General features: G+C 64.9%; 16 protein-coding genes and 3 tRNA genes. 11 read left to right on the forward strand and 8 right to left on the reverse strand.

Annotation, left to right across the window (positions count from 1 at the left end; genetic code table 11):
• Positions 1 to 11: 11 nt before the first annotated feature.
• The 5 genes from AC1VXC_RS16660 to AC1VXC_RS16680 all read left to right on the forward strand — a co-directional run bounded on the left by AC1VXC_RS16660 (position 12) and on the right by AC1VXC_RS16680 (position 4,050).
• Entirely contained in the window at positions 12 to 884 is an 873-nt protein-coding gene (locus AC1VXC_RS16660) for a LysR family transcriptional regulator (protein WP_481539388.1), read from the forward strand.
• 82 nt (positions 885 to 966) lie between these two features.
• Positions 967 to 2,856, forward strand: a complete 1,890-nt coding sequence (locus AC1VXC_RS16665; RefSeq protein WP_313170843.1) for an MFS transporter — start codon at positions 967 to 969, stop codon at positions 2,854 to 2,856.
• A gap of 97 nt (positions 2,857 to 2,953) precedes the next feature.
• On the forward strand, positions 2,954 to 3,286 hold the full coding sequence (locus tag AC1VXC_RS16670; RefSeq protein WP_313170844.1) for a hypothetical protein: 333 nt from the start codon (positions 2,954 to 2,956) through the stop codon (positions 3,284 to 3,286).
• A gap of 21 nt (positions 3,287 to 3,307) precedes the next feature.
• On the forward strand, positions 3,308 to 3,589 hold the full coding sequence (locus AC1VXC_RS16675) for a CD225/dispanin family protein (RefSeq protein ID WP_313170846.1): 282 nt from the start codon (positions 3,308 to 3,310) through the stop codon (positions 3,587 to 3,589).
• A 44-nt stretch (positions 3,590 to 3,633) separates the two neighbouring features.
• Positions 3,634 to 4,050 (forward strand): DUF2752 domain-containing protein, encoded by a 417-nt coding sequence (locus tag AC1VXC_RS16680; protein ID WP_313495161.1) that lies wholly within the window; start codon positions 3,634 to 3,636, stop codon positions 4,048 to 4,050.
• 140 nt (positions 4,051 to 4,190) lie between these two features.
• Here AC1VXC_RS16680 and ampE read toward each other — a convergent pair whose 3' ends face one another.
• From ampE to AC1VXC_RS16705, 5 genes are all read right to left on the reverse strand, one after another.
• Positions 4,191 to 5,075 (reverse strand): regulatory signaling modulator protein AmpE, encoded by an 885-nt coding sequence (gene ampE, locus AC1VXC_RS16685; RefSeq protein ID WP_481539389.1) that lies wholly within the window; start codon positions 5,073 to 5,075, stop codon positions 4,191 to 4,193.
• 73 nt (positions 5,076 to 5,148) lie between these two features.
• Positions 5,149 to 6,054 (reverse strand): NAD(+) diphosphatase, encoded by a 906-nt coding sequence (gene nudC / locus AC1VXC_RS16690; protein WP_481539390.1) that lies wholly within the window; start codon positions 6,052 to 6,054, stop codon positions 5,149 to 5,151.
• A 62-nt stretch (positions 6,055 to 6,116) separates the two neighbouring features.
• On the reverse strand, positions 6,117 to 6,503 hold the full coding sequence (erpA, locus tag AC1VXC_RS16695; protein WP_313170852.1) for an iron-sulfur cluster insertion protein ErpA: 387 nt from the start codon (positions 6,501 to 6,503) through the stop codon (positions 6,117 to 6,119).
• Positions 6,504 to 6,535: 32 nt separating this feature from the next.
• Positions 6,536 to 6,970 carry a bactofilin family protein gene (locus AC1VXC_RS16700; protein ID WP_313170854.1) on the reverse strand — a complete coding sequence of 145 codons (435 nt, stop codon included), beginning with the start codon at positions 6,968 to 6,970 and terminating at the stop codon, positions 6,536 to 6,538.
• Between the two features lie 2 nt (positions 6,971 to 6,972).
• Positions 6,973 to 7,713, reverse strand: coding sequence for a DUF6776 family protein (locus tag AC1VXC_RS16705; RefSeq protein WP_313170856.1), 741 nt, complete (start codon positions 7,711 to 7,713; stop codon positions 6,973 to 6,975).
• 166 nt (positions 7,714 to 7,879) lie between these two features.
• On the opposite strand from AC1VXC_RS16705, the gene AC1VXC_RS16710 reads away from it, so the two are divergent.
• Genes AC1VXC_RS16710 through AC1VXC_RS16720 form a run of 3 tightly spaced genes read left to right on the forward strand, consistent with a single transcriptional unit; the run spans position 7,880 to position 12,815 of the window.
• Positions 7,880 to 8,533 (forward strand): DUF4126 domain-containing protein, encoded by a 654-nt coding sequence (locus AC1VXC_RS16710; protein ID WP_313170858.1) that lies wholly within the window; start codon positions 7,880 to 7,882, stop codon positions 8,531 to 8,533.
• A complete protein-coding gene (locus tag AC1VXC_RS16715) occupies positions 8,530 to 10,368 on the forward strand; it encodes an EAL domain-containing protein (protein ID WP_481539391.1) in 1,839 nt (612 codons plus the stop codon). The genes AC1VXC_RS16710 and AC1VXC_RS16715 overlap by 4 nt, the downstream gene beginning before the upstream one ends.
• Positions 10,369 to 10,403: 35 nt before the next feature.
• Positions 10,404 to 12,815, forward strand: a complete 2,412-nt coding sequence (locus AC1VXC_RS16720) for an ATP-binding protein (protein ID WP_481539392.1) — start codon at positions 10,404 to 10,406, stop codon at positions 12,813 to 12,815.
• A 16-nt stretch (positions 12,816 to 12,831) separates the two neighbouring features.
• Here AC1VXC_RS16720 and bfr read toward each other — a convergent pair whose 3' ends face one another.
• From bfr to AC1VXC_RS16735, 3 genes are all read right to left on the reverse strand, one after another.
• Positions 12,832 to 13,302 carry a bacterioferritin gene (gene bfr / locus AC1VXC_RS16725; RefSeq protein WP_313170861.1) on the reverse strand — a complete coding sequence of 157 codons (471 nt, stop codon included), beginning with the start codon at positions 13,300 to 13,302 and terminating at the stop codon, positions 12,832 to 12,834.
• A gap of 115 nt (positions 13,303 to 13,417) precedes the next feature.
• A complete protein-coding gene (locus AC1VXC_RS16730; RefSeq protein WP_313170863.1) occupies positions 13,418 to 13,618 on the reverse strand; it encodes a (2Fe-2S)-binding protein in 201 nt (66 codons plus the stop codon).
• 80 nt (positions 13,619 to 13,698) lie between these two features.
• The gene (locus AC1VXC_RS16735) at positions 13,699 to 14,310 is read right to left on the reverse strand and encodes an RNA pyrophosphohydrolase (protein ID WP_313170865.1); all 612 of its coding nucleotides are present in this window, start codon (positions 14,308 to 14,310) and stop codon (positions 13,699 to 13,701) included.
• A 118-nt stretch (positions 14,311 to 14,428) separates the two neighbouring features.
• On the opposite strand from AC1VXC_RS16735, the gene AC1VXC_RS16740 reads away from it, so the two are divergent.
• The 3 genes from AC1VXC_RS16740 to AC1VXC_RS16750 all read left to right on the forward strand — a co-directional run bounded on the left by AC1VXC_RS16740 (position 14,429) and on the right by AC1VXC_RS16750 (position 14,782).
• Positions 14,429 to 14,505: transfer RNA gene (locus AC1VXC_RS16740), tRNA-Met, on the forward strand.
• A 26-nt stretch (positions 14,506 to 14,531) separates the two neighbouring features.
• Positions 14,532 to 14,606, forward strand: a tRNA-Gln gene (locus tag AC1VXC_RS16745).
• Between the two features lie 101 nt (positions 14,607 to 14,707).
• Positions 14,708 to 14,782, forward strand: a tRNA-Gln gene (locus AC1VXC_RS16750).
• The last annotated feature ends 129 nt before the right edge of the window (positions 14,783 to 14,911 follow it).

A 14,911-nucleotide genomic window follows, 5' to 3' on the forward strand; every position in this document is an offset into this window, starting at 1 on the left:
TCAGTGATGGCATGTTCACCCTGCGCCAGCTCGAATTCGCCGTCGCCGTGGCCGAGGAAGGTGGCTTCACCGCCGCGGCAGCCCGCTGCCACACCGTGCAATCGGCACTGAGCCACCAGATCGCCCGGCTGGAGGATGCCTTCGGCACCCGCCTGTTCGAGCGCAGCCACCGCCGGGTACGGCCGACCGCTGCCGGCGAGGTATTCCTGCACAACGCCCGGCTGACCCTGCAGGCCGCCGCACGCCTGCAGGAGGAAATGGCACTGACCCTGGGCACGGTGCGTGGCCGCATCAACATCGGCCAGATCACCTCGCTCAACGTGGTGGATGTCCCTGCCTTGCTGGCAGCGTTCCGGGCCGCCCATCCTGCGGTGGAGGTCCACCTGAAGGCCGGCATGAGCGATCTGCTGCTGGCCGAAGTGGAAGCCGGCAACCTGGACGTGGCGCTGGTCGGGGTGGGTCCACAGATCACCCTGCCGCCGCAGCACCGCCTGTTGCATGAGGAAGGTCTGTCGCTGGTAATGCCAACCGATCATCCGCTGGCCAGTCTCGCGGCTATCCCGTTGCAGGCGCTGCAAGGCCTGCCCTTGGCGGCGCTGGTACCCGGCGCCGGCGTGCGACGCATGCTGGATGACGCCCTGCGCGAACGCGGCGTCCAGGCCCAGTTGCAATACGAGGTCACCCACAGCGAGTTGCAACAGCAACTGGTCGCCGCCGGCCTGGCGGTGGCGGTGGTTCCCGACAGCATGGCCGCACGCATGCAGCGCACGCTCGTACGGCCCTTGGTCGAACCATTCCGCTTCCGTACCTGCGCGGTATGGCGAGCCGACCCCACCCCGGCCGCGCGCGCCTTGTTGGACCTGCTGCCTGCGGGCCCGGCCTGAGAGGCTTCTGCAATACGCGCGCGGCTTGATCAATAGCGACATGCGGTTCTGCTAATGTGCCGCGCAGCACCGAGGAGTCACGATGTCCGGCCACAACCAGTTCGCCCTGCTCACGCAGCGCCGCTTCCTCCCGTTCTTCATCGTCCAGGCGCTGGGCGCCTTCAACGACAACATCTACCGCCAGGCGATCATCGGCCTGCTGTTCTACCTGGGCGTCAGCAGCGAAGAACGCACGCTGTATACCAACCTGGCGCCGGCACTGTTCATCCTGCCCTATTTCCTGTTCTCGGCACTTGCCGGACAGATCGCCGAGAAGCTGGAAAAGCAGAAGCTCATCGTCATCACCACCACCATGGAGATCGTGGTGATGTCACTGGCGGCGGTCGGCTTCCTTACCCAGAACATGCCGGTGCTGCTGGTGGCGTTGTTCTGCACCGGCCTGCAGTCCACCCTGTTCGGCCCGGTCAAATACTCGGTGCTGCCGTCCATCCTCAAGCCCGAGGAACTGACCGGTGGCAACGGACTGGTGGAAATGGGCACGTCCATCTCCATCCTCACCGGCATGATTGCCGGCGGCATGATCTTTGCGCTGGCGGGCACCCATGGGCCAATCGTCGCTGCGGTTGCCATCATCGCGCTGGCGCTGATCGGCAACTTCACCGCCCGCATGATCCCGCGCGTGGATGCCGGCGCACCGGATCTGAAGATCAACTGGAACCCGATCAGCGAATCACTGGCGGTGCTGCGCCTGGCCAAGAAGCAGAAGGCGGTACGCAATGCCATCCTCGGGGTGTCGTGGTTCTGGTTCTTTGGCACCGTGCTCACCTCGCAGCTGCCGACCTATGCGGTGGTCAACCTGGGCGGCGACGAGGTGCTGTACATCTTCGCGCTGGCGCTGTTTTCGCTGGGCACCGGCGTCGGCTCACTGCTGTGCGAGAAGCTGTCCGGACGCATCGTCGAGATCGGCCTGGTGCCACTGGGTGCATTCGGAATGAGCGCCTTCCTGCTCGATCTGTACTTCGCCCGTACCGGTGCGGTGACCGTATCGGGCCTGGACGTTGCCGGCTTCGTCCAGCAGCCCGGCAGCTGGCGCATCATCATCGACCTGCTCGGCATCGGCCTGTTCACCGGCTTCTTCGTGGTGCCGTTGTTCGCGCTGATCCAGAGCCGCACACCGAAATCGGAAATGTCGCGCGTGTTCGCCGCGCTGAACATCCAGAACTCCGGCTTCATCGTGCTGGCCGCCGTCCTCGGCCTGCTCAGCCAGCGCCTGCTGGGCTGGACCATCCCGCAGGTGTTCCTGGCACTTGCCATCGCCAACATCGTGGTCGCGGTCTACATCTTCAGCATCGTGCCCGAGTTCCTGATGCGCTTCCTGAGCTGGGTGATGGTGCGCACCCTGTACCGGTTGCGGGTCAAGGGCGTGGAAGACAATGTGCCCGATGAAGGCGCCGCGCTGATCGTCTGCAACCACGTCAGCTACATGGATGCGCTGATCCTGTCGGCGGTGATCCCGCGTCCGGCCCGCTTCGTCATGTATTACCGGATCTTCAACATCCCGGTGATGCGCTGGATCTTCAAGACCGCCAAGGCCATTCCCATCGCCAGCCCCAAGGAAGATGCCGCACTGATGCAGCGCGCCTTCGATGAGGTGGATGCGGCACTGGCCGAGGGCGAGCTGGTCTGCATCTTTCCCGAAGGTGCCCTGACCAAGGATGGCGAGATTGCCGCCTTCAAGTCGGGGGTGGAGAAGATCCTGGCGCGGCGTCCTGTGCCGGTAGTCCCGATGGCACTGAAGGGCATGTGGTCCAGCATGTGGAGCCGCCGTGACAGCCGGCTGGGACAGATGCGGGTACCGCGCCGCTTCCGCGCACACATCGAGGTTGTCGCCGGACCACCGGTCGATGGCGGCCAAACCGATGCCCCACAACTCGAATTACTGGTCCGCAAGCTGCGTGGTGATGAAGCTTAAGTAGGCAAGACCACTTTCCAGAAATAGGACAAGTGGCTAGGCTAGCGCCCTATGTGTCTGCCGGGGACCGCGGCACAGCTCAGGAGCAAGGGGATATATGGACAACGCCACGCCAACACTGCCAGCTGTACCCCCTGCGCCGCCCTCCGCGCCGCAGCAGGTACACCACTACTATCATCCGCAGAAATCCGGCGGGATAGCAGCGTTGCTGGAAGTGCTGCCGGGGTTTTTCCAGGTTTTCGGTATTGGTCATCTGTACGCGGGCAACGTCGCCACCGGGCTGATCATCATGTTCGGCTACTGGGCGCTGTCGTTCGTCAACTTTCTGCTGTGTTTTGTCTTCATCGGTTTCATCACGTGGCCGCTATGCTGGGTTGCCACAATGATCATCTCGTCGCTGACTGCGGCGAATGCCTGCAAGTCACGCTGATTTTTCAACAAGGAGTTTTACGTGAATACAAGCAGTCCCGCCGTATCCAACAACCTCGTCTGGGCAATCCTGTCCACCCTGTTCTGCTGCCTGCCGCTGGGCATCGTGTCGATCATCAACGCTGCCAAGGTCAACGGCCTGCTGGCTGCCGGTGACATCGCCGGCGCCCGTGATGCCGCCGACAAGGCCAAGAAGTGGGCGATCTACGCCGCTGGCGCAGGCATCGTCGTCACCATCCTGTACATCGTGCTGGTCATGGTGCTCGGTGTTGGCGGCGCGATGAGCGGCGCTTCCAGCTACTGATGAACCCAACGGGCCGGCCGCCAGCGGCCGGCCTGTTTGCTGATATGCAGTTCCCGCAACATCTGCTGCGTTACTTGCCCCTGGCCGCGATTGCCGGCATCAGCGTGGGCGCGGTGGCGATACTGAGCCGGGTCGACCCCAATGTCCCTGGCAATCCGCTCCCTCCCTGCCCGTTCTATGCGCTGACCGGACTGTGGTGCCCGGGCTGCGGCAGCACCCGCTGCCTGCACGCCTTGGTCCACTTGGATCTGCCGCAGGCGATGGCGATGAACCCGCTGTTGATCGTGTCGATCGTGCCGGTGCTGGTGATGGCCCTGCATGGCGCCGGGCTATGGCCGGCAAAACTGGGCTGGCTGGTGCGGCTGTTCGCACGGCCGATCCCGTGGCTGGTACTGATCGTTTCCTATTGGTTGCTGCGCAACCTGCCCTGGTACCCGTTCAACCTGCTCGCACCGGGCTGAAAGCAGGCACGGCATTCACGTAGCCCAAGTAAGCGCAGCACACCTGGGGCTCCGTCCAACAGCCTTGAACCCGACCAGATTCCTGCTTCCTGGGTGCGTTGCGCTTACCCGGGCTACGGCCGCCCCCGATTCGTGCTGGCTCAGCCCACCCAGCCAGCAATCACCAGCAGCGCCAGCAGCGCCATCCACAGCAGCAGCGTGCGCCAGACCAGGCTCATCGCATCGCGCAGCTCCGGATAACGCTCGTCGACCGGCACCTGCCCGGCCAGCCGCGCTTCCTCGGCCTCTTCAACCAACTCGGCGCCCACGCTGGCGCGTGCGGCTTCGGCGAGGAAACCCAGCTGCAGCGCCCAACGGTTGCCCGCAGCGCTGCGCCAGGCCGAAAACACCGTATCGAAATTGCCAACCAGCGCCATCGACAGCGTCATCAGCTGCGCGACCGGCCACTCCAGCACCGCCAGCAGCCAATCCCCCGCACGACGTTCCTCGCTGGACAGCTGCACGCTCTGCGGCCCCTGCGCGGACTGCGCCAACAGGCGATACAGCACCGCCCCCAGCGGCCCCAGCAGCAGGAACCAGAACAATGGCGCAAACCAGCGCCGCAGTGCATTGACCACGGTCGCTTCGACCAGGCCGGGCGCATCCTCGCGCAGGCTGCCACCGGCCGACTGCAGTTTCGACACGGCCAGCCCTGCAGCGGTGGCATCCTCGGCATCAATCACCGCCTCGACATCGCGGTCCAGGTCGCGCGGCCCCCAACACAGGGCCAACAGCACCACGCCGAACACCAGCGACGGCAGCCCGAACAGGCGCTCGGCCAGGATCCATTGCACCAGGCCAACCAACAGCACGCAGGGCAGGATCGCCAGCAACACCGTGTAGCGTCCGGGCGATTCACCCTGCTGCGCACGCAGCCAGCCCAACCAGCGCCCGAACCAGCGCCAATCACGCAGCGAGGCCATCAATGCGGGCGCCAGATGACCCAGCACCAGTGCGGCGATTACCGCTACCAAGGTTGTGAACATGCGATCCCTCCTGCCTGCGATTGTAGGCCCTGCCGGGCTTGCCCGGCCCGGTCCGGACGCTGGCGGAGCGCACTCACTGGCGCTGGCTCTGGTACCACTGTTCGATCAGGGTGCGGGCAATCGACAACCGCTGCGGCAGCAGGATGCCCCGCCCGTCATCGTCGGTATCACGCTGCAGGGCCGCGCCCACCTCGTCGACGCTGAACCAGCGCGCATCCTCCAGCTCACCATCCACTGTCGGCACGTCGTCGTGGGCACTGGCACGGAAACCCACCATCAAGGCGCCCGGGAACGGCCATGGCTGGGTCCCCTGGTAATGCGCCTGGATCACCCGCACCCGCGCCTCTTCGAATACTTCACGGGCGACGGTCTGTTCGAAGGTTTCACCGGGTTCGACAAAACCGGCCAGTACCGAGTAACGGCGCGCCACCCAGTTGCTCTGCCGCCCCAGCAGCAGCCGGCCATTGTTCTCGACCGCGACAATCACCGCCGGATCCACCCGCGGGTAGTGCTCGGTGCGGCATTGATCGCAATGGCCGATGAAGCCGAAGCGGCCGAAACGCACCGGCCCGCCGCAGACACCACAGAATCGATTGCGCGAATGCCAGTACGACATGCCGCGCGCATAGCAGAAGATGTCGGCCAACGCGGCCGGCCAGTTCACCGCTGCCTGCCGCAGGTCCATGCGCTGCGGCGCCTGCACGGTCAGCGTCGCCGCCTCCGCGGCAAACCAGGCGCGGCCATCAAGCAGCCCCAGGAAAGTCGCCGCGCCGGCGCCACCGCCCAGGTCGCCACCATTGAACAGCGCCGGTTGCCCTTGATCATCTGCGAACGCGGTGCCATCGGCATCCAACACCAACACCTGGGCGGTCGGCCACAAGGCCGCCAGCGCATCGGCATCGCCCCGCAGGGCATCGGCACGGTCCAAGGGCGCCCCGACAAAGGCGTGCCCGGCAAAACGGGATTCAGGTTTCAGCATCCGCCAGAGCCTGACGACAAAGCAGCAGGCTTGCAAGCCGCCAAGCTGCGGCCTGGAAGGGTTTAGACCGAGAAGCTGCTACCGCAACCGCAGGTGGTGCGGGCGTTGGGGTTGCGGATCACGAACTGGGCACCGGTCAGGCTTTCGCTGTAATCCACCTCGGCGCCCATCAGGTACTGCAGGCTCAGCGGATCGACCAGCAGGGTCACGCCCTCGGTGATTACCGCCAGATCATCTTCGGCACGGTTCTCATCGAATTCAAAACCGTACTGGAAACCGGAGCAACCGCCGCCCTGGATGTAGACACGCAGGGCGAGTGCGTCGTTGCCCTCGTCCTGGATCAGCTCACGCACCTTGGAAGCAGCCGCCGGGGTGAAGTTCAGCGGGCGGTCCAGGGACTGGTAGTCAGGCGCCGGCTGAACGCCGGGCAGGGAAACTAGGGTGCTCATGGTGCTCAGGATGGGGGCGGAAAGCCCCTGTTTCAAGCCGCAGCGGCTTCAGCTTTCTTGGACTTCTCGGCGACTTTGGCATCCGGTGCCGGCAGCGCGGCCATTGCCGCGGTATGCAGCAGGCGGCCATTGAGCTGCGCCCCGGCGCTCATTTCCACCACGGTGTAATGCACATTGCCGGTGACGCGGGCGCTGGGCGTCAGCTCGATGCGCTCGCTGGCATGGACGTCGCCTTCCATGCTGCCACTGAGCACGACCACTGCGGCACGTACCTCACCTTCGATGCGACCGTGTTCAGCCAGGGTCAGCATCGCCTTGGAGCCTTCCTCGGCAATTACCTTGCCCAGGATGCGGCCTTCCACATACAGGCTGCCGCTGAACACCACATCGCCGCGGATTTCCACCTGGGAACCGATCAACGCGTCGACGGACAGGTCGGTGTCGTGCTTGGACTTGCTTTTGAACATGTTTATTCCCCTCTGCCGTTGCCGGCGAGTTTCCAATCGAATGTCTGGTTGGAGCTCCCCCCGGATCCGGACAGGGAGACTCGCACACGTTGCGGTGTGAAATCCCGGGGCAGCATCACGCTACCGTCCAGTTGTTGGAAATAACGGAAGGAATAATCCTGCCCTGGCACGCCTTTTCGCTGATGTAGGTCATCCCAGCTGACCGTTGTCAGCTTTCCGTCCTTCACGCCCTCGACCGAGAACCGCATCTGCCCCTGGCTGATCGCCCCCCGGTTGAGGTTCTGGGTCAGCACCACGCTGTAATGCCAGGTGCCGGCCGCCTCGGGACTGAACTCCACCGAATGGGCATTCAGACCCTTGCGCTGGCTGGTGGAGCCGACCAGCCGTTCATAGAAGGCGACATCGGCGCGCAGACCGGCAATTTCCTCATCGCGCTCGGCCAGCGAGGCCTGCACCTCGTTGTTGGCGGCGCGACTGATCCTGTCCGAGGCCTCCAGCGTGGCCTGGCGCTGGCGCAGCTCGTCAAGCTGTCCGCGCTGCTGGCTCACCAGAGCCTCGCTCTGGCGCAGTTTCTCGCGCAGTCCGCCGGCATCGGGCGAGGCAAAGCGCGCTGCCAGCCAGCCAACCAGCAACAGCGACAGCAGCCAGGCGCCGGCCAGCAGGGCGATCGGCACCCAAGCCGGGCGCGTGCTCGCACCACCGCGCGGGGTGATCTGGAAACGGGAAGAAGGTCGGTGGGTCATGGCAGGCTCCAGTGCTCCCTGAGGGTGACACCTGTGCTCGGTCTGAAACGACGGGCCAGTGTAAACGACAGCCATGCACCCGCGCTTGCGCGTCGGCAGCTGGCATTCACCGCAGGCATGCTCGATAGTTGCGATCCTGCTCACAGTACCCGGCCGGACCTTCCCCATGACCGAAGCCCATGTATTCGTCATCGGCATCTTGCTGGCCTGGCTGGCCGGCATCCGTGTCTATCTGACCGTGTTCGGCGTTGGCATGGCCGGGCTGATGGGCTGGGTGGACCTGCCGCCCGCATTGCAGGCCACCGAGTCCTGGTGGGTGCTGGGCACGTCCGGGGCGCTGGCGGTGGCCGAGTTCTTTGCCGACAAGATTCCGGGCGTGGATTCGATCTGGGACCTGCTGCAGACGCTGGCGCGGGTTCCGGCCGGCGCCTTCCTTGCCGCCGCCACGCTTTCTCCCAATGGCGAACTGAGCACCGGGGTGTTGGCCGCGGGCGCCGGCATTGCGCTGACCAGCCACGGCCTGAAGGCCGGCACCCGTGCCCTGCTCAATACCTCCCCCGAGCCCGCCAGCAACTGGGTGGCCTCGTTTGCCGAAGACAGCGTGGTGATCGGCGCCCTGGCCCTGGCCTTGGCCCACCCGTGGTTGGCACTTGTCTTCGTACTCAGCGCCAGCGTCATCGGCGCGCTGACGGTATGGCTGGTGTGGCGCATGCTGTGGCGCGGCCTCAAGCGCCTGTTCGGTACTGCCGGTAGCAGTACCGACGCGCCAATATCGGCAACGTCAACGCCCGGCGATCGCTCGCTGCCGCCCGCCCCCTGAACCATAATTCACCGATGGCCAGCACCGACACCCTCACCGCATCTGCCCGCCCGCTACGCGCGGAAACCCCACCTGCCGATTACTGGCAACGCTGGAGCGTGCGCAACGCGCCGCCCGCCGAGGCGGTACAGGCGCAGCTCAAGAGCGGCCCCGACGCCGGCGTGGCGGCCATGGCCAGCGATGTCGGCGACGACACCCCCTACCGGGTGCTGATTGTCGAAGACAACCGCTCGCAGGCCTTGTTCGCGCAGAGCGTGCTGCATGGCGCCGGCATGCAGGCCTTCGTGCAGATGGAAGTGGAAGGCGTGCAGCAGGCCATCAGCGAACACCGTCCCGACCTGATCCTGATGGATCTGCACATGCCAGGACTCGACGGCATGCGCCTGACCGCGATGATCCGCCAGCAGCCGCACCAGCAGTTGCTGCCGATCGTGTTCCTGACCGGTGAAGCCGACCCCGACCGCCAGTTCGAAGTGCTCGACTGCGGTGCCGATGACGTGCTGGTCAAGCCGATCCGGCCGCGCCACCTGGTCGCCGCGGTTGCCAACCGTATCCGCCGCAATCGCATGCAGGCGCTGGGCAAGACCGATGCCGGCCCGCTGATGAACAATCCCGAGACCGGCCTGCCCACCCGTCACAACGTGATGCAGCAGTTGCAGACCGCCATCGCCGAGAAGCAACCGGCCGGCCTGATGTTCATCGAGATCGCCAGCGCGCTGGGCCTGCGCGAGCGCTATGGCTACGCCAGCTACGAGCGCCTGATGGTGCAGGCCGGGCAGCGCCTGGCCGAGAACCTGCGCCCGCATCTGCTGGCGCGCCTCAATGACAACAGCTTCCTGCTGCTGACCCGCGGCATCGAAGAAGAAGCCGTGCCCGCACTGGCCCAGCAGGTACGCGACGGTCTGTCCGCACAGCCGTTTGCGCCACGCGAGGATGAGTCGGTGTTCCTGCGCTGCGTGGTTGGCCATGCCAACCTCTCGCAGGACCTGAACGACGCCGATGCCGCATTGGAAGCCGTGGAACGTACTGCGTTGCAGGCGCGCCTGAGCAGCGCCGGCGTCGCCGCCTATGAAAGCAGCGATGTCGCCGTCAACAACGAACATCTGGCCCTGCTCGAGGGCCAGCTTGAGCTGGCCTACCAGCCCATCGTCGCCGTCGCCGGCGGCGATACCGCCCAGTACCAGGTACTGCTGCGCCTGCGCCAGAGCAACGGCACCCTGCTCTCCGCCGGCCAGGTGATTCCTGCTGCCGAAGCCGCCGGACGCATCGCCGACCTCGACCAGCAAGTCGTCGAACATGCCCTGGGGCTGCTGCACCTGTACCAGTTCGCGCAACCGCCGATGCGCCTGTTCCTCTCGCAGTCGATGCGCAGCCTGGCCCGCAGCGCCTATGCGGAATGGCTGCTCAATGCCTTGCAGGAGCGCCAGGTTGCCGGCAACGGCCTGGTCATCGACGTGCGCCTGTCCGATGCACTGGTGCATGCAGTGACCTTGCAGCAGTTCTGCGCGCAGCTGATGCCGGCGGGCGTGCAGTTCTGCCTGAGCCAGTTCGAACCCAGCGCCGAAGCCAATGCATTGCTCACCCAATTGCCGCTGAGCTTCGTCCGCATGGCCGCCCGCTACGCCGACGCGCACGCCAACCAGAAACTGCGTGACGAACTGCGCGGTGCGATCGATCTTGCCCATCGCGCCAACCTGCAGATCATCGGCCAGCAGATCGAGGACCCGCAGGCCGCTGCGGCCATGTGGATGGGCGGCATCGACTTCATCCAGGGCAACGTGGTGCAGCGCGCCGGCAGCGAACTCAACTTCGACTTCCAGAACGCGGTGCTGTGAACGCCGCTGCATCCGGCGCCACGCGCGGTTGGGCGCTGCTGGCGACAGCCTGCGCCGCTGCGGCCTGTGCGGCCGGTTTCATCGCGGCCGTGCCCGGCGTCGCGGTCGCCGCCTGTGCCGGTGTCGCCGCGGTTGCCGCGCTGGTGGCCGCCCTCAGCGCCGGGCGGCAGATGCAGCACGCGCATGCACAGCAGTTGCGTCTTGAGGAGGCACGGCTGGAGAACAAGCGCCTGCAGGCCGCCGCGCAGGACCACAACACCCTGCAGCAGGCACTGCTGGAAGCCAAGCAGGCCGCCGAAGCCGCCACCCTGGCCAAGGGCGAATTCCTGGCCACGATGAGCCATGAGATCCGCACCCCGTTGAACGGCATCCTGCCGATGCTGGAGCTGGTCGCACAGGGGCCGCTCAATCTGGAACAGCGCAACATGCTGGATACGGCGACCGAGAGTTCCCGGCAGCTGTTCCGCATCGTCGATGACATCCTCGATTACTCCAAGCTCGAAGCCAACCGGCTGGAGCTGGAAATCACCACCTTCAACCTGCGCGAGACCCTGGACGGGATGTTGCGCTTGATGCAACGCGCCGCCGAGCACAAGGGCCTGCGCCTGTCCCTGCATATCGACCCTGCCGTGCGCCTGTCGGTGCGCGGCGATCCGGTGCGGTTGCGCCAGGTGCTGGGCAACCTGCTGGTCAACGCGATCAAGTTCACCGAGCGCGGCGAGATCAGCATCCACGTCAAGCGTCTGGGTGAAACCGCCGCGCAGCATCGCCTGCGTTTTGAGGTGCGTGACACCGGCATCGGCTTGGATGCCAGCCAGGCACAACGCCTGTTCAACGCCTTCACCCAGGCCGACGCCTCCACCACCCGCCTGTATGGCGGCACCGGCCTGGGCCTGGCCATCTGCAAACGCATCATCGACCTGATGCAGGGCAGTATCGGCGTGCAATCCGAGCCGTTGCGCGGCGCCACGTTCTGGTTCGAGATTCCACTGCTGAAGGTCATCGGTGACCTGCACAGGCCCGAGCACCTGCGCAACGCCCGCCAGGTACTGCTGGTCACCCCGGAGCCACGCCTGCGCCAGCGGCTGCAGCTGGTGCTGCCGAACTGGGGCTATCAGCCGGTGGTCGCCAACAACCTGCAGGAAGCACTGGAACGGCTGCGCAAGCCCACCGTCTCGGGCAGCTTCCATGCGGTGATCGGCGATCTGGAACCACTGCGCAACAGCGCGCCGGCACTGCAACGCGCACTGGAGCGGATGGATGACAACCGCCCGCGCCTGCTGTGGCTGTACGGCGATGCGCCAATAGCCGATGCGCTGCGCGATGGCGCCACCCTGCTGCCACGGCAACTGCCCGATACCCAGCTGCGCAACGCCCTGGCCGAACCGCTGCAGCTGGCGCCGAGCCCAAACCCGGCGTTGTTGCTGTGGAAGGACAGCGACATTGCCAGCCCGGCCGCGCCCGCCCCGATGTCCGCCGCAACCGGCGTACCGATCGGCAGGACCGCCGCCGCATCCTTGGCCGCAACACCGAACCCATCGATGCCAACCACCGCGGCCAAGGCAGCCGCGGCCAGCAGCCCGGCACCGGCTACCGCCGAGCTGAAGGGCATGCAGGTACTGCTGGTCGAAGACAACTCGGTCAACCTGATGGTCGCGCAGAAGCTGCTCAAGATAGTGGGCTGCGACGTGGACACCGCTGAAAACGGCGCCATCGCCCTCGACAAGATGCACGCCAAACGCTACGACGCGGTATTGATGGATTGCCAGATGCCGGTACTGGATGGCTTTGCCGCTACCGGCCGCTGGCGCGAGCACGAAGCCAGCAGCGCGGCCACAACCCGTTTGCCGATCATCGCCATCACCGCCAACGCCATGGCCGGCGACCGCCAACGCTGCCTCGACAGCGGCATGGACGAATACCTGTCCAAGCCGATCTCGCGCGCGCAACTCCTGACCTGCCTGCAGGCCTTCAAGCCCGCTTCCATCGCAACCAACGAACCGGTTATCAGCATGCCCATCGCCGACCTCTCCGCCAACGCACTGGCCGCCGCCTCCACCGCCCATACCGACGGCATCACCGCCTCGGTGCTGGAGCGCAGCGTGCTGGACGAACTGTTCGAGATCGCCGGCGAGGAAATCAACGCCATCATCGATGTGTTCCTGGAAGAAACCCCGCAACTGGTGCGGCATCTGCAGGAAGCAGCGGTGATGACCGACCTGCAACGACTTGCGCAGCTCGCGCACAGCCTGAAGTCCTCAAGCGCCAACGTCGGCGTACTGGCCCTGTCCGAAGCGGCGCGCCGGCTGGAGCATGGCGCGCGCGCCGGGACGCTGGAACGGCCGACGGTGATGGTGGCCCTGATCGTGGCCGAGTTTGGACGCGCGCGCCAGGCGCTGACCGACTACCAGGCCGGTCAGCGCGGGCAGGCGCCGGCATCACACTGATCCGGCGGTCGCCGGATCAGTCTTCCAGCTTGGTCAGCAGGTAGTTGGGCTCGCCGATGCGCGCGATCAGATCAAGCTGGGTTTCCAGCCAATCGATATGCTCTTCCTCGGAATCGAGGATCTTCACGAACAGCTCGCGGCTGACGTAATCGCTGATCGATTCGGCATAGGCAACCGCATCGCGCAGCACCGCCGCCGCCTCGTTTTCCAGCGCCAGATCGCACTTGAGGATTTCGGTGGGATTCTCACCGATGCGCAGCTTGCCCAACGCCTGGAAGTTGGGCAGCCCTTCGAGGAACAGGATGCGATCGGAAAGCACGTCGGCGTGCTTCATCTCATCGATCGATTCCTTGTATTCGTGCTCGGCCAGCTCGTTCAAGCCCCAGTTCTTCAGCATCTTGGCGTGCAGGAAGTACTGGTTGATGGCGGTCAACTCGTTGTAGAGGACCTTGTTGAGAAATTCGATGACCTTGGCGTCGCCTTTCATGGCGCTGACTCCGACTAGAGGAACGAGCGCACTTTACCGGTTGCCGGCAGATGATGAAGGAACGCGAATCGTGATCATTAGCCACCGCCAGGACGATGGCGGTGACTGGGCCTGCTCAGGCAGCCCGTAGCAGCGGCAGGGGCAGCTCGCGGGTAGCGCGGGCCTGCTCCAGCAGGCCGGCGGCCATGTCCAGGCAGGAACCACAGTTGGAGCCACAACCGGTACGCATGGTCAGTTCGGACACCGTTTCGCAGCCGGCAAGCGCGGCTTCACGGATCTGGTGATCGGTAACTCCAGTGCAGATGCAAACGTACACGGCTTGACGCCCCTGAACCCGGCACGTATCGGCCGTGTCAGCATTCAATCGGAAATGCGAATGGTTGTCAATTTCTGGCGTTAATCATTATTAATCTTCTTGCCACGCCAAGCTCCCTGGCGCCGCGGCCGTTTGCGGGGCCGTTCATGCCCGGCATTGCTGCCCGGCATCCAGGCCTCCTGTGCCGACGCCGGCATCGCCTGCACGCCCTGCCCCGCGATGCCCCGCGCCAATGGCGCCAGGTGCCGCAGCGCGCGCGCATAGACGCCACGCTTGAAGACAACGACATGCTCCACCGGATACCAGAAATCGACCCAACGCCAGTGGTCGAATTCCGGCGTATCGGTCTCATCCAAGCGTACATGTGCCTCGTCGCCGGTCAGACGCAACAGGAACCAGACCTGCTTCTGGCCGATGCAGACCTGCTTCTCGGTGTGGCGTATGGCGCGGGTAGGCAGCCGATAGCGAAGCCAACCAGGGGTCGCCCCCAGGACTTCGACGTGCTCAGGCAGCAGGCCGGTTTCTTCCTGCAATTCGCGATACATGGCCTCGACCGGGGTCTCGTCGGTATTCATGCCACCCTGCGGAAACTGCCAGCCGTCCCGGCGCACACGTCGTGCCCAGAACACCTGCCCGTCTTCCCGCATCAGCACAATGCCGACATTCGGTCGATAGCCGTCCGGATCGATCACGATGCGGACTCCTAAAATTTCTACTGCCGGGGACTCTGCCATGGCCTTGCGCAGGCCACAAGCGCAAAAAAACCTGTTGACATAATGCCGCGGCACCACCAGAATTACCGGCTCCCAAGGCTATGTAGCTCAGCCGGTTAGAGCACAGCACTCATAATGCTGGGGTCGGTGGTTCGAGTCCACCCATAGCCACCAAGGGACGCAGGTTTTACCTGCACTACAGCCCCGTCGCCAAGCGGTAAGGCATCTGACTCTGACTCAGACATTCGGAGGTTCGAATCCTTCCGGGGCTGCCAAACACAAAAGGCCTGATCGAAAGATCAGGCCTTTTTCTATACAAGACCATCCCACCCAGGCCAACCAGCAGGCCAAGTGTGCGATAATCGATACGCACCATAGCCCCGTCGCCAAGCGGTAAGGCATCTGACTCTGACTCAGACATTCGGAGGTTCGAATCCTTCCGGGGCTGCCAGACACCAAAGACCCGATCGAAAGATCGGGTCTTTTCTTTTGGGCGGAATTGGGGATTGGGGATTCGCCGAAGCCGAAGCCGAAGCAACGATCAAAAACCAAGGCACCCCTCCCCAGCCCTCCCCTGCGC

This window comes from Stenotrophomonas sp. STEN033 (assembly GCF_056856655.1).